The 13,523-nt window shown below is 61.5% G+C and carries 18 protein-coding genes and 1 pseudogene; 8 read left to right on the plus strand and 11 right to left on the minus strand.

From position 1 onward, the window contains the following. Positions 1 to 138 precede the first annotated feature (138 nt). The 3 genes and pseudogenes from NN662_RS11620 (at position 139) to NN662_RS11630 (ending at position 985) form a co-directional block, all read left to right on the plus strand. A complete protein-coding gene (locus tag NN662_RS11620; protein WP_261930411.1) occupies positions 139 to 399 on the plus strand; it encodes a YjhX family toxin in 261 nt (86 codons plus the stop codon). A 117-nt stretch (positions 400 to 516) separates the two neighbouring features. Continuing rightward, positions 517 to 762 (plus strand): annotated as a pseudogene (locus tag NN662_RS11625) (BrnT family toxin); the annotation flags it as partial. Continuing rightward, the gene (locus NN662_RS11630; protein WP_261930412.1) at positions 737 to 985 is read left to right on the plus strand and encodes a BrnA antitoxin family protein; all 249 of its coding nucleotides are present in this window, start codon (positions 737 to 739) and stop codon (positions 983 to 985) included. The pseudogene NN662_RS11625 and the gene NN662_RS11630, both read left to right, overlap by 26 nt. A 20-nt stretch (positions 986 to 1,005) precedes the next feature. Here the strand turns inward: NN662_RS11630 and gatA are convergent, their stop codons facing one another. From gatA to NN662_RS11645, 3 genes are all read right to left on the minus strand, one after another. Next, positions 1,006 to 2,487, minus strand: coding sequence for an Asp-tRNA(Asn)/Glu-tRNA(Gln) amidotransferase subunit GatA (gene gatA / locus NN662_RS11635; protein ID WP_261930413.1), 1,482 nt, complete (start codon positions 2,485 to 2,487; stop codon positions 1,006 to 1,008). 58 nt (positions 2,488 to 2,545) lie between these two features. Then, positions 2,546 to 2,833 (minus strand): Asp-tRNA(Asn)/Glu-tRNA(Gln) amidotransferase subunit GatC, encoded by a 288-nt coding sequence (gene gatC, locus NN662_RS11640; RefSeq protein ID WP_261930414.1) that lies wholly within the window; start codon positions 2,831 to 2,833, stop codon positions 2,546 to 2,548. Positions 2,834 to 2,967: 134 nt separating this feature from the next. Further along, a complete protein-coding gene (locus NN662_RS11645; protein WP_261930415.1) occupies positions 2,968 to 3,858 on the minus strand; it encodes a LysR family transcriptional regulator in 891 nt (296 codons plus the stop codon). A 140-nt stretch (positions 3,859 to 3,998) separates the two neighbouring features. Here NN662_RS11645 and NN662_RS11650 point away from each other — a divergent pair, with 140 nt between their 5' ends. After that, on the plus strand, positions 3,999 to 4,832 hold the full coding sequence (locus tag NN662_RS11650; RefSeq protein ID WP_261930416.1) for an arylamine N-acetyltransferase family protein: 834 nt from the start codon (positions 3,999 to 4,001) through the stop codon (positions 4,830 to 4,832). Positions 4,833 to 4,838: 6 nt separating this feature from the next. Here the strand turns inward: NN662_RS11650 and NN662_RS11655 are convergent, their stop codons facing one another. Both NN662_RS11655 and NN662_RS11660 read right to left on the minus strand, forming a co-directional pair. After that, positions 4,839 to 5,219, minus strand: a complete 381-nt coding sequence (locus tag NN662_RS11655; RefSeq protein WP_261930417.1) for an ACT domain-containing protein — start codon at positions 5,217 to 5,219, stop codon at positions 4,839 to 4,841. Between the two features lie 2 nt (positions 5,220 to 5,221). Continuing rightward, a complete protein-coding gene (locus NN662_RS11660; protein ID WP_261930418.1) occupies positions 5,222 to 5,926 on the minus strand; it encodes a metal-dependent hydrolase in 705 nt (234 codons plus the stop codon). 226 nt (positions 5,927 to 6,152) lie between these two features. On the opposite strand from NN662_RS11660, the gene NN662_RS11665 reads away from it, so the two are divergent. The 3 genes from NN662_RS11665 (at position 6,153) to ruvX (ending at position 9,591) form a co-directional block, all read left to right on the plus strand. After that, entirely contained in the window at positions 6,153 to 8,687 is a 2,535-nt protein-coding gene (locus NN662_RS11665; RefSeq protein ID WP_261930419.1) for a methyl-accepting chemotaxis protein, read from the plus strand. Between the two features lie 105 nt (positions 8,688 to 8,792). Then, the gene (locus NN662_RS11670) at positions 8,793 to 9,095 is read left to right on the plus strand and encodes an alkylphosphonate utilization protein (protein WP_410010978.1); all 303 of its coding nucleotides are present in this window, start codon (positions 8,793 to 8,795) and stop codon (positions 9,093 to 9,095) included. Positions 9,096 to 9,117: 22 nt separating this feature from the next. After that, complete coding sequence (gene ruvX / locus NN662_RS11675) at positions 9,118 to 9,591, plus strand: Holliday junction resolvase RuvX (protein WP_261930421.1); 474 nt, start codon at positions 9,118 to 9,120, stop codon at positions 9,589 to 9,591. On the opposite strand, the gene NN662_RS11680 is transcribed toward ruvX, so the two are convergent. From NN662_RS11680 to NN662_RS11695, 4 genes are all read right to left on the minus strand, one after another. Continuing rightward, positions 9,542 to 9,919, minus strand: a complete 378-nt coding sequence (locus NN662_RS11680) for a DUF6105 family protein (RefSeq protein WP_261930422.1) — start codon at positions 9,917 to 9,919, stop codon at positions 9,542 to 9,544. The genes ruvX and NN662_RS11680 overlap by 50 nt on opposite strands. Beyond that, entirely contained in the window at positions 9,916 to 10,086 is a 171-nt protein-coding gene (locus NN662_RS11685) for a hypothetical protein (protein ID WP_261930423.1), read from the minus strand. Before NN662_RS11685 ends, NN662_RS11680 begins: the two co-directional genes overlap by 4 nt. A gap of 108 nt (positions 10,087 to 10,194) precedes the next feature. After that, on the minus strand, positions 10,195 to 10,848 hold the full coding sequence (locus NN662_RS11690; protein WP_261930424.1) for a TetR/AcrR family transcriptional regulator: 654 nt from the start codon (positions 10,846 to 10,848) through the stop codon (positions 10,195 to 10,197). Positions 10,849 to 10,931: 83 nt separating this feature from the next. Next, positions 10,932 to 11,810: a LysR substrate-binding domain-containing protein gene (locus NN662_RS11695; RefSeq protein ID WP_261930425.1), complete on the minus strand. Its 879-nt coding sequence runs from the start codon at positions 11,808 to 11,810 to the stop codon at positions 10,932 to 10,934. 114 nt (positions 11,811 to 11,924) lie between these two features. On the opposite strand from NN662_RS11695, the gene NN662_RS11700 reads away from it, so the two are divergent. After that, positions 11,925 to 12,779 (plus strand): urea carboxylase-associated family protein, encoded by an 855-nt coding sequence (locus NN662_RS11700; protein ID WP_261930426.1) that lies wholly within the window; start codon positions 11,925 to 11,927, stop codon positions 12,777 to 12,779. A gap of 115 nt (positions 12,780 to 12,894) precedes the next feature. Here the strand turns inward: NN662_RS11700 and NN662_RS11705 are convergent, their stop codons facing one another. After that, positions 12,895 to 13,164 (minus strand): type II toxin-antitoxin system death-on-curing family toxin, encoded by a 270-nt coding sequence (locus NN662_RS11705; RefSeq protein ID WP_261930427.1) that lies wholly within the window; start codon positions 13,162 to 13,164, stop codon positions 12,895 to 12,897. Between the two features lie 8 nt (positions 13,165 to 13,172). Next, complete coding sequence (locus tag NN662_RS11710; protein WP_261930428.1) at positions 13,173 to 13,520, minus strand: hypothetical protein; 348 nt, start codon at positions 13,518 to 13,520, stop codon at positions 13,173 to 13,175. Positions 13,521 to 13,523 lie beyond the last annotated feature (3 nt).

The following is a 13,523-nucleotide window of genomic DNA, read 5'->3' on the forward strand; positions in this document are numbered from 1 at the left end:
GTCCGAGACCCGGTAAAGGCCGGCCCCGCGCAGGAAACACGCTCGGCCCGGCCCTCCCTCGAAATCCCGCCTTCCAAAATGGCAGGCGGAAAGAGTTTTTGCGCGCCCGTTTCAGCGCATACCGGACTTTTGGACACCATGGATATTTCCCGCGCAGAACAGCGCATCCTGCACCTCATGGCGCAGGGCGGACGCATTGAAATCACCCGCAACGACGACACCGGCAAGATCGAGGAAATCGGCTGCTTCACCCGCGAGGGCTGGCGGTTCCCCGACATCACGATGCGCCTCTTCCGGAAGCTGAAGGCCAAACGCGCCATAGCATCTTCCGGGGGCAAGCCCTACCGCATCACCACGCGCGGTCTGGAGCTGGTGCGATCTCAGCTGGACAACAGGTGAAAGCACGCGGCGCGGCCCTTACCCAAGGCCGCGCCGTCGCTATTGCCGGACTTCAAAAATGTAACTACATTTGTCGTTATGAAATTCGAGTGGGATCCGGCCTAGAACGCCCAGAATTTCGAGAAGCACGCGATCCTCTTCGAGGAAGCCTGCCTGATCTTCGACGGCCCTGTTCTGACAGGTCCCGACAACCGCCGCGACTATGGCGAAGAGCGAGAGATCAGCATTGGATCCATTCAGCAACTCATCGTCGTGGTGGTTGTTCATACGGACCGTGAAGGATCAATCCGCATCATCTCCGCCAGACTGGCGAGCAGGAAAGAAAGGAAACTCTACCATGAGCATGTCGGCCGAGAGACTTAAGCAGCTCGCCAACCGCTCCGAAGATGCCATCGACTTCAGCGATGTTCCTGAACTTGACGAGGCATTCTTCCGAACGGCAAAGCTGGTCGAGCCGACCTCCAAGAAGCAGGTGACAATGCGCATCGATGCCAATGTCCTTGACTGGTTCAAGGCACGAGGAAAAGGCTATCAGACGCGAATGAACGCAGTTCTGAAAGCCTTCATGGAATCCCAGTCAAAGTAACCTGACGCCAAAGGCGATTGTTACCACCACTTCGCCGGCGTGAACTTGCCGGCCGCCTGCTCGATGACGTGGGCGGTCTTGAAGAGGGTTTCCTCGTCGAAGGGCTTGCCGATCAGCTGCAGGCCGAGCGGCAGACCGCGACCGTCGATGCCGGCGGGAACGGCGATGCCCGGCAGGCCGGCCATGTTGACCGTGACCGTGAAGATGTCGTTGAGGTACATCTTCACCGGATCGGCGGCGAGGTCCTGGTCGGCGATGCCGAAGGCCGAAGACGGGGTGGCCGGCGTCAGGATGGCGTCGACGCCCTTGGCAAACGCATCCTCGAAGTCGCGCTTGATCAGCGTGCGGACCTTCTGCGCCTGCAGATAGTATGCGTCGTAGTAGCCGGCGGAGAGAACATAGGTGCCGATCATGATGCGGCGCTTGACCTCGGTGCCGAAACCAGCCGCACGGGTCTTCTCGTACATGTCGACGATGTCCTTGCCCTCGACGCGCAGGCCGTATTTGACGCCGTCGTAACGGGCCAGGTTGGACGAGGCTTCGGCCGGAGCGACGATATAGTAAGCCGGCAGGGCATATTTCGTGTGCGGCAGCTCGATGTTGACGATCTTGGCGCCAGCATCCTTCAGCCAGGCGATGCCCTGTTCCCAGAGCTTCTCGATTTCCGCCGGCATGCCCTCGACGCGGTATTCCTTCGGAATGCCGATCTTCATGCCCTTGACCGAGCCTCCGACCGCGGCTTCGTAATCCGGCACCGGAAGATCGACCGAGGTCGTGTCCTTGGCGTCGACGCTTGCCATCGACTTCAGCATGATCGCGGCATCACGCACATCGCGGGCAATCGGGCCGGCCTGGTCGAGCGAAGAGGCAAAGGCGACGATGCCCCAGCGCGAGCAGCGGCCATAGGTCGGCTTGATGCCGACGGTACCCGTAAAGGCTGCCGGCTGGCGGATCGAGCCGCCGGTGTCGGTTGCCGTGGCGCCGGCGCAGAGATGCGCGGCGACGGCAGCAGCCGAACCGCCCGAGGAACCGCCGGGAACGAGCTGCTGGTTCGACCCTTCGGCCCGCCACGGGTTGATGACCGGTCCATAATAGGAGCTCTCGTTGGACGAGCCCATGGCGAACTCGTCCATGTTGAGCTTGCCAAGCATCACCGCGCCGTCGTTCCAGAGGTTCTGGGTGACGGTCGATTCGTATCTGGGCTTGAAGCCGTCGAGGATGTGCGAGCAGGCCTGCGTGTGGACGCCTTCGGTGCCGAAGAGGTCCTTGATGCCGAGCGGAATGCCTTCCAGCGCGCCGGCCTTGCCTTCGGCAATGCGGGCATCAGATGCCTTGGCCATGTCGCGCGCCTTTTCCGGCGTCACGGTGATGTAGGCATTGAGCTTGTCGTTGGCGGAAGCGATCGCGTCCAGATAGGCTTCCGTCAGCTGCAGGGAGGTGATCTCCTTCGCCTTCAGCTTGTCGCGGGCTTCGGCAATGGTCAGGCTCGTCAGGTCGGTCATATCGGTCACTTGCAAAACGTTTGATTTTCGAGAGCGGCTGGGTCGCAAGCGCGTTCGCTTATTCGACGACCTTCGGCACCAGGAAGAAATTCTTGTCGGTCACCGGCGCGTTGGCGACCACGTCCTCGGCCTTGTTGCCGTCGGTGATCTCGTCGATGCGCTTCCTCATCGCCATCGGCGTGACCGACGTCATCGGCTCGACGTCCTTGACGTCGACCTCGGAGAGCTGCTCGACGAAGCCGAGAATGGTATTGAGCTCGCCCATCATCTTCTCAGCTTCATCCTCGGTCACGGCAATGCGGGCCAGATGTGCGACGCGTTTGACGGTGGCAAGATCAACGGACATCGAAATTCTCCATTACGGACGGACTTTGCCGCAGAATATGCGGAATTTTGTCCGTTGCTATAGAGGCGCGCTTGCCGCGATGCAACGGGGAAGTGACGAAATACGCTGCGGAGCAGCCCTGCCCGTCCGGCTTGTCATGCCGGTATCTTCGACACCGCTGACGCCCCGCCGCGGGAACCGTAAAGCTTGTTTGCCCAGTCGAGAAAAGCACGAACGCGCGGTTGGCCGGCTACGGACTTTCGTGCCACCATCCAGACTTCGCTGACGGGGCCATCAACGGCAGTCGGCAATTGCTTCAACGCGGGGGTCAACTCGGCCACGGTTTCCGGCAACATGGCGACAGCTTTGCCGGTCAATGCGAAATCGCGTTGGGAAAATACGCTGCTGGAGGTAAAAGCAACGGAACCTCCAAAGCCGGAAAGCCAGCGGAAGGCACCAATTTCCTCCAACGAACCGGAGGCGCGGATCACCCGATGGCCGTCAAGGTTTTGCAATGGCTGATCAATCGGTTTCTCTGCAAGATATGCGCTTGTGGCGTACAGATTCCAGTCAAGGGTCCCGACGCGCCGGCCGACCATGTCCGCAGGAGCAGAATCGAGCGGCGTGACCATCACCTCGAATTCGCTGTCGGGAACCACGAAGAGATTGTCATGAACGGCGATGTCACCAGCCTGCCCAGACTTTTCCGACCAGGCGGCGAGCATCGGCGCGGCGAACCGGCTGGCAAGGATCTCGCAGGTGGCAATGCGGAGCGGCATTGACGATCCGGCAACGACTGCATTCGCTTCCTCAACGCAGGCCTGCATCTTGCCGGCGGCTTGTGCCAGCGCCTCCCCGGTCTGATTGGCGACCAGCCTGCCGTCGTTGGCCCGCAGGAAGAGCTGGCGATTGAGCGATTGCTCAACCGCTTGAAGGCGGCGCGACACCGTGGACTGATTGAGGCCAAGCCTGCGCGCCGCGCCGGAAAGTGTGCCCTCCGTCGCGATGGCCAGGATTGTCTGCAGATCACTCCAGTCCGAAATCATCCCGCAATCCTACGTCCATCGCCGAAGCTTCGTACATCCTGCTATACCGCCGTGTCCGGCGGAGCCGCATAGGTCCATGCAAATTCGCTGATTGATAAAACCCTGTCAATCAAGCGAGAAGGCATCACTCAAGAAGGAACATGAACATGACATTCAATCCGGACCGCTATCTCGCAAGGGTTGGCCTCAAGGCGGGCGATATCACGCCCGATGCCAATGGGCTTACCCGCCTCCAACTGGCCCAGACAAGCACCATACCATTCGAGAACTTCGAGCCGTTGACAGGCGGGGTTCCAGCCCTCGACGGGCAATCCCTCTGGCAGAAACTCGTCGCTGATCGCCGTGGCGGCTATTGCCTGGAACTCAACAGCCTGTTTGGAATGGCGCTCGAGGCGTTCGGATTTGAAGCAACCCCGGTTCTTGGACGTGTGCGTATGGGTGCGCCCCATGGTGGCCCGCGAGCACATCATGCCTTCGTGGTGACAATCAACGGAGAGGAATACCTCGCCGACACCGGTTTCGGCGGCCCGGCTCCGGTGCTACCCGTTCGGCTTGGCACGCAGGAGCCGCAGAACCTTCGCGGAGAGACCTTCCGCATTCGCATGGACGAAACGAGCGGCGAAGAGGTGCTGGAGAGACTGAATGGCGAGGACTGGTTCTCGCTCTACGGCTTCGATCGGGTGGCGGTCAGCCCACCGGACTACGAAGCGGCCAATTTTGTCTGCGCGCGCTGGGACAAATCCCCCTTCCCGCATAACCTGATGATGACGATCGTTACTGAAGGCGGGCGAAACAGCCTGTTCAACCGCACCTTGAAACGTGTCAGGGAGGGGAAAACGGAGCAGGAAGACCTGACCTCATTCGCGCGGTTCAAGGAGGCGATGAGGGATCTATTCGGCCTTCCGGAGGACGAGCCGCTTTACAGGAAGGCCTGGGACCGGCTTACGGCCCCCACCACGGCGCATGCAGGATGATGACATTCAAATAAGTTTGTGACCCGCTGCGACAAGCAGCGGCCCTGCCCTTTCGCGGTCTGCCGTCTTGATCAGCAGATAGTCGGTGTCGAAGGTGGAGACGAGGAAGATGCTGATGCCCTCCTCCGACAGCGGGCGGATGACGGAGAGCGCGATGCCGGTCTCCGTGAATTCGAAGGGTCCTTCAAACTTGTAGACCGTCCAGCCGGCATCGGAACGGACGCCATCCGGGACGCGGACGGCAAGGCAGACGACCGAGAGTTCGTCTTCCGTGCGGCCAATCGAGACGAAGCCTTCTCCATCGGCCCAGTCCGGTATAGCAGAGCCGCGCGGCAGCCGGGCGACGGCGTAATCGCCCGGCAATTCCTTCAAGGTCACGCTGACCAAGGTCAGAATTCCAGGACTTCGCCGGGCTTCGGCGCGGAGACCTTGGTCTTCGAGCCTTCCAGCCCGGTCACGAACTTCTCCGGCGTCTGGTCAACGATCGGGAACGACCCGTAGTGACAGGGGATGGCCGTCTTGAAGTTGAAGAAGCGCTGGCAGGCGAGTGCCGCCACCGCGCCGCCCATGGTGAAGCGATCGCCGATCGGCACGATGCCGATGTCGGGCTGGTGCAGTTCGTTGATCAGCCCCATGTCGGAAAAGATGTCGGTGTCGCCCATGTGGTAGACGGTGGGGCCATCTTCGAAATGCAGCATCAGGCCGTTGGCGTTGCCAAGCGAATGCGACACGCCGTCCTCGGTCAGCATGGCGGAGGAATGCAGGGCATTGGTGAAGGTGGCGGAAAAGCCGCCGAAGGAGATCGTGCCGCCGGTATTGCCGGGCTCAAGCTTCTCGACGCCCTTCGACCCCAGCCACGAGGCGAGATCGGCATTGGCGAGAACAGTCGCGCCGGTTTCCTTGGCGAGCGCCACGGTGTCGCCGACATGGTCGCCATGGCCGTGAGTCAGGAGGATCTGCGTGACGCCACTGGTCGCATCCTTCAGATCCAGGCCGTTGAATCCCGGATTGCCGTTCAGGAAGGGGTCGATCAGGACAGTCGCCTTCGACGTCTCAATCCGGAATGCCGCGTGTCCGAGCCATGTGATTTTCATTGCTTGTCTCCCAATGATCTGTTTCGAAGCCAAAGATATGGAACAGGAGATCGTAACCGCAAGGGGCAGACGCGATCTTGAGCGTGTCCGGAATGCATTGCGCCTTCTCCACCCGTTTCCGTTTCAAGACAGAACAACGCAAGGATAATCTTCAAGCTTTATTTAGATCAATCTTGCTAGGGTCGATCACTTCGCCGGTCCCAAATGGAACATGATCGTCTACGCCATGAACATCGACTCTCTGCTTTCCCGCTTCAAGATCCAGACCAAGGTTCTCGCCTTTATCTTTCCGTTCGTCATCAGCATCTCGGCTGTCGGCGTGCTTGGACTTTACGCGTCCAGCCTGTTGCAGAGCAGCCTGACGATTTCGAACGGTGTGATGACGTCACTGTCCGGCTTCCGCGACGTCTCGGCTTCGATGAACCGCTTCCTCGAAGAAACCACCGAGACCAATCTTTCCGACGTCAAGACGAGGCTCGGCGAGCAGAAGCAGATCCTTGAGAACACGCTTGACGGCCTTGGCGAAAAGACGGATGGCAAGGACGATCTCAAGGTCGCGATCGACACGGCAACCGGGGTCGAGGACGGCATGGCCAGCCTCTGGCAGCTACAGCAGGCAGACCAGGCCAGCCGCAAGGCAATCAACGATGCAGTTTCCGCCATCATTTCCGCGCAGCTGATCATCGACGAAGCCGGTTCGCAGAACGACCGGAGCATCCTGACCAAGGAAGGGACGGCGAAGACGGCTCTTTACGATGCGAGCCGGGTCGCCAACGTCAATGCCGAAGTCGCGGCGATCTACGATGGCTACAAGTCTGCCGGCACCGCCGAGGACAAGCTGAAGTTCCTTTCGCAGGCGCTGGCCAAGTCGCAAAAGACCCTTCGCAAGCTCAATTCCGCCCTGCCCTCCGACAAGAAGCCGCTGGCCGGCGACATCAAGGACGCCTTCGACACCCTCAAGCCGATCGCCGACGCCGGCCTCATCGAGGACACGACCCTGCCGGTGCTGAACGCCGCCATGGAGAAGGTTCATTCCGCCGAGCAGGCGATCGCCGCCTTCAACGCGCCGAACCTGCTTGCAGCGATCCAGTCGCTCGCCGATCTCGAGTCCGTGAAGGTCAAGGCCGACGGCATTCGCGGCGATTCGGGGCGCGTCTCGAAATCCATCTATGCGGTGCAGATTGAACTGGCCCAGTTCCTCGCCAAGCCGGACAAGGAAACGCGTGACAGCCTGATCCAGCAGTTCCAGATCATCACCAAGGACATGGAAGCCCTGCAGGGCGCAGCCAAGGGCGAGAAATTCTTCGACGACCTCACGGCCAAGCTGGTTCCGGCCATCGAGAAGATGACCACGGAAAGCGCAGCCCTGGTCGACATCAACGTCAAGCGCATGTCCGCCTTCGAAAATGCGGCCGCCGGCGTCGACAAGATATGGGCCAAGCTTACCGATTTCGCCAAGACGCAGAAGGAAAATGCCGGCGTCGAGCGGGAACGGGCGAACCGGATCTCGATCACCGCAACGCTCGTCGGCGTCGTCATCGCCATCCTAGCCGGCATCGGCCTCGTTGCCACCTTCAAGGGTCCGATTGGCCGCATCACCTCGGCCATGCGCCGGCTGGCCGAAGGCGCGCTCGACACCCGCATCGACGGCGACTCACGCGCCGACGAGATCGGCGACATGGCGCGCGCGCTTGGCGTCTTCAAGGAAAACGCGCTCGAAAAGGAGCGCATGGAACAGGCCAGCAGCCAGCAGAGGGCTGCGGCCGAACAGGAGCGGGCCCGCAACGAGGCGGAAAAGCGCGCCAGCGAAGAGCAGGTCACGTTCGCCGTCAACGCGCTCGCTTCCGGCCTCGAACGTCTCTCCAAGGGCGACCTGACGCAGGAAATCCACACGCCGTTCGCCGGCTCGCTCGACCGTCTGCGGTCCGACTTCAACGGTTCGCTGGTACGGCTGCGCGAAACGCTGACGCATATCCAGTCGAACGCCTACTCCATCCAGTCGAACGGCGCCGTCATGCGCTCGTCGGCGGACGACCTGTCACGCCGCACCGAGGCGCAGGCCGCCTCGCTGGAGCAGACGGCTGCCGCGGTCGACGAGATCACGGTCACCGTGCGCGGTTCGGCCGAGCGCGCCCGCGACGCCAATACGATCGTTGCCAGCACGCGCCAGATGACGGACGAGTCGGTCGTCGTGGTCGCCAACGCAATCGACGCCATGGCGCGCATCGAGGATGCATCCGGCAAGATCGAACAGATCATCGAGGTGATCGACGACATCGCCTTCCAAACCAACCTGCTGGCGCTCAATGCCGGGATCGAGGCGGCGCGGGCGGGCGAAGCCGGCAAGGGATTTGCCGTCGTGGCGCAGGAAGTCCGCGAACTGGCGCAGCGTTCCGGCGGTGCTGCCAAGGAAATCAAGGCGCTGATCGAGCAGGCCGCAAGCGAGGTGTCTTCGGGCGTCACCCATGTCCAGAAAACCGGCCAGGTACTTGGTGCGATCAGCGGGCAGATCACCGAGATATCCAACCACGTCAACGGCATCGCCACGGCCGCCCAGGACCAGGCGTCCGCCCTCCACGAGGTCAACGGAACGGTCAACCAGATGGACCAGATGACCCAGGCAAACGCTGCCATGGTGGAGGAAAGCAACGCGCTCTCGCAGCAGCTGGCGGAAGAGGCGGACATGCTCATGCAGCTCGTCAACCAGTTCCGGCTTGCGGCCGGCAGCGCCTATGCGGGCAACGACAGCCGCGCGGCCTGACGAATTGCGAAAGCCTAACAAGTGCTGTAAGCGACAGCCATGCAGAGGAGGCCTTGCGGCCTCCTTCTTGCTTTATGACGGCAAGCCGGGCTTTTCGAGGGGACAATCATGGCTGACAATGACGACTACATCTACGACGAAGTGACGGGCGAATGGCGCCCGGCCTCTGAAATGGCAGCCGAGGCCGCGGCCGCAAACACGGCGCGCGACGCCAGCGGCAACGTGCTTGCCGACGGCGACAGCGTCGTCCTGATCAAGGACCTGAAGGTCAAGGGCGCCGGCCAGACCCTGAAGCAGGGCACGGTGATCAAGTCGATCCGCCTGACCGACAATCCGGAAGAAATCGATTGCCGCCACGACGCCATCAAGGGTCTCGTGCTGCGCACGGAATTCGTCCGCAAGCGCTAGGCTTCAGGCGGGAGAAACACGGATGGCGACACTGACGATCGAGGAACTGGCCACAGCCCTTCAACCCGGTCAGCCGGTGGCGGGGCTCGACCTCGGCACGAAGACGATCGGGATTGCGGTCTCCGATCTCGGTCGCCGTCTCGCCAATCCGCGCCCCGTCATCAAGCGCGTCAAGTTTACCAAGGATGCCGAGGTGCTGCTGGCGCTTGCGACCAAGGAAAAGGTCGCCGCCTTCATCATCGGCCTGCCGGTCAACATGGATGGCTCGGAAGGTCCGCGCGTCCAGGCGACCCGCGCCTTCGTTCGCACTATGAGTGAGAAGACCGAGATTCCCTTCGTCTACTGGGACGAGCGGCTGTCGACGGTGGCCGCCGAACGGGCGCTTCTGGAAATGGACGTCTCACGCGCCAAGCGCGCCGAGCGGATCGATTCCGCCGCCGCCAGCTTCATTCTGCAGGGTGCACTCGATAGGCTGGCGTTTCTGCAGCGGAACTGATCGGTCTTTCTTCGGCAACCGCGGTCCGATCGCCCCTCTCCCCGCGCCACCAATCCCGCAGCCGGCGAAGGCTTGCAAAGATCTGACGATGGCGGCGTAGCGCCAGCAGGCCGAAGACGATCGCCGAATCGAACAGGATGACGTCGAGAACTAGGCCGGGAATGATCTCGGGGCTGATGCCGAGAATCTGGCCGTAGATCTGGAAGACCAGGTCATGCGCGTCGCGGGTCAGCATGAAATAGCCGAAGCTGATGTTGTAGTAGGAAAGCCAGTACCAGCTGCCAAGAAAGGCGATCGGCCCGCCCCAGAAGATCAGGACCCATTTCATGAGGCTGTCCTTGCGCGGTTAACCATGCCGAGATCGATGAAGGCGAGCTGGCGAAGCGCAGCCATGGCCGACAGGATTGCAGCCGGCACCGCGATATCGCGCGCAACAAGGGCGAAAAATGCCGTTCCCGCCATCATAACTGCCAGTTTTTCAAGCTTTTTCCGCATGCGTTCCGACCGGTCCTTTAAAGGTCTCCCGAGAGTGAACCGTTAAAGTCCGGCGCGCAACGTAAACCATTTGTTAAGGTTAACGGCTTGTGGAAAATTTTAACTGTCTCACCCGTAAACGGCGCGCACGACCCTTTTCAGCGCCGCCTCCACCTTCTCCCAGTCCTTCTTCGACTTCAGTGGCTGGCCGGCGAACTGGCCGCTGGTGACGGCGGAGAGCACGAGGTGCTGGATGGCGGCTATGACGACGGCGTTGACCGCGTTGACGTCCACGCCCTTCGGTGCCGACAGCGAGCCGCGCATGCGGTTCAGCCAGTCGGCGAGCGCCTTGTTGCGGGCATCGCTCAGCCGGCGCACGGTCTCGGAGCTTTCCGCCACCTCCCACACGACGATGCGGCACATCAGCGGATCGGCGCGCAGTGCCTCGAGGAACAGCAGCGCCAGCCGCTCCATCAGGTCGCCATAGGTCAGCAGGAACATGCCGCCCGTGTCTTCCGGAATATTGTCGCCGACCCAGGAGCTGAGGTCCGCCCCGATCGCCTCGATCAGGCCGTCGAGCCCGCCGAAGTAGCGGTAGATCAGTTGCTTGTCGCAACCGGCCCGCCGCGCGATCGCATTGATGCCGAAGCCCTGGAAGCCGGCCTCGGCGAGCAGGCCCTTGGCGGCGGCGAGAATGACCTTCTCGGTCCCTGCCCTGCCGCGCGGCCGCCTCGCCACATCATCGTTTGCTATCGCCTGCTCCAGAACGGCCAAATTCGCCATCAAAGCACCTGCCCTGTTTATCAACGTCACTTACCGGTGATTAGGTGGCCGGCGGGATCATGACAATTGTGACAGCGTTGGATTCACAGGATTGTGGCAGCGGCATCCGCCTCCGAAAGCAGCCAGCGGCGCAGGATGGCAGCCTCATCGCTCAAACGCCCGGCCGCGATCAGCCAGTAACTCCGATCAGCATCACCCGGAGTGTCGAACAGGACGCACAGATTTCCGCGGCGAACATCCTCCTGCACAAGCGCCGTTGGGCAAAGACCAACGCCAAGACCAGCCTTGACCGAACCGACCAGCAGATTGAAATCCTCGAAGATCGGACCGTTGTCCTTCCCAGCTTTTATGCCGGACAGGGAAAACCAGTCGCGCCATGCGGCTTCCGTCTCGTCATGCAGCAGATCTGCGCGCAGCAGGTCCTCAGGCTTTTCGATCGGTCCGTGACGCTCAAGATAGGCGGGCGAACAGGTTGGACGCACGGCGGCGCTCAGTATCCGGTCGCCGGCTCCGTCCGCCCCGGCAACATGGCGGATCAACAGATCGGCACCGGCCTCCTCCGGCGTTCGGGCGCCGAGCGGATAGACGACAGAGACCTGGATTTCCGGATGCGCGGCACGAAAACGAGGCAGACGCGACGGAAGCCAATGGGTGACCAATGAGGCCTGACAAGCAAGGCTCACCTTCTTCTGGCGTTGCGTGCGACGGAGCCCCTCTGCGGCGAGTGCAATTTCGCCAAGCCCATGAGAACATGCGGCGCCGAACTCTCGGCCGGCCGCCGTCAAGACGACACCGCGCGGCCGGCGCTCAAACAGCGGAAGGCCAAGCCAGTTTTCCAGTGCCCGCACATGCTGGCTGACGGCTGCGGCGCTCATGCCGAGCTCTTCGGCAGCCTGCAGAAAACCCTGCCGGCGTGCGGCGGCCTCAAAGGCGCGGAGATGGGCGAGCGGCGGCAGCTTCATGCCGTCAAGGCTAAGCGCTGCTTATCCAACGCGCAAGTGGATGACCTGTTGTCATTGCCGTCGGCAGACGGCATCTTCGGCTCTTCTTACCCCGCGAGCATCCGGAGCCGGCACATGCAGATCGACGACACCCTCAAGACTCCGTCCGACGCCGCGGCACGCCGCGCCGCGCGGCCCGTTGTCTGCTATCCGAACGAGACGCTGCCGCAGCGGGACATGGCGCTCCTGCGCACGCTGCGGCAGACCATGGAGAAGGTGGACGAAGTGATCGTGCCGCCGCGCGACGGCAAGACGTTTTCGGCGCCGAAGGGTCACTTCATCCGGATGGTCAGCATCGAGGGACCGCAGGTCGGCGACCTCAATCTCTGGAACGCCAACGATCTTTCCGAGCGCTTCTTCTCCGGCAAGACGCGGCAATTGCACGCCACGCATGTCACCACCGGCAACCGGCTTTGGAGCAACATGCCGTATCTCAGGCCAATGGCGACGATCAGCCATGATACGCTCGGCTGGTACGGCTTCGACGAGGACGGCGGCGGCGTGCACGACGTCATCGGCACGCGCTGCGATCCCTATACCAACCGCCTGCTCTCGGGAACCGACTATCACCATTGCTGCCATTCGAACCTCTGCGGCGCGCTGGCAGACGAAAAAGGCATCAGCCTGAAGGAGGCTGAACCGCATGTGCATGACGTGCTGAACGTCTTCATGTGCACCGGCTTTACCAGGGACACGCACCAGTACTTCATGAAGGCGAGCCCGGTCAGGCCCGGCGACTATCTGGAACTCTTCGCCGAAATCGATCTTCTCGGTGCGCTGTCCGCCTGCCCGGGCGGCGACTGCAGTTCCGAGCATTCCAGCGACACCGCCGCCTGCTATCCGCTCAAGGTCGAGATCTACAGGCCGGACATGGCGTTGCTGAAAGACTGGGCGTTTCCGGAACCGAGCGCGTATCGAGGAAGACCGTGAGGGCTCAGCGATAGCGTAGCGGAAGAAGGTGGTCATCGACCCAGGTAGCGAGTGTCCCCTCGCTCATGCCGCCGCTTGCGACGTCCTGAATGACCCGCACGGCGTCGCGCTGTGATCAGTCCAGAAAATAGCCGAGCAATCTCAGCTGGATGTTGAGTGCGAGGAAAGCAGCCCGCTTGTTGCCATCGTTGAAGCCGTGGCCTCTGGCGATGCCGTGACAAACGGCGGCTGCGAGCCGACCAGGCAGGGTTTCCGGCTCGTAAGCGATGATGTTGAGTGGACGTTCTAGAGCGCCTTTGATGAGGCTGTCATCCTTGATGCCCGGCAAGCCGCCATGCACCTTGATTGTTTTCGCCTGAAGCTCGATCAGCGCCTCAAGCGACACCGTCCTCATTATTTGGCGAGCTGGGTCAAAGCCCAATCGAAACGGGCGAAGACATCCTCGCCAGCTTCCATGGAGATGGCGTAGGTGTCGTCGGGAAGAGAAGAGTCCTTGGCCACTGCGCCAGATGACTTTAGCTGTCGATTATCGATATCAAGCGATGCCGGCGTGTACGTGGTCTTTGAGGAAAACTCTGTACTCTTATTCGCAGAGACGAACCGACCAGTACGTGCATTGCGGACAACCTTTGCATTGCCCTCAACCGATATCGACTTCGCTGATCCAAGTTTCTTTGCCATAATCTCAATATAGCATGAAGCGATGTGGGTTCCAATCAGGCCCACTTGTTGCCCGACCATCAC

This window comes from Rhizobium sp. NRK18, assembly GCF_024385575.1.
In the GTDB taxonomy this organism is placed as follows: Bacteria; Pseudomonadota; Alphaproteobacteria; order Rhizobiales; family Rhizobiaceae; genus JANFMV01.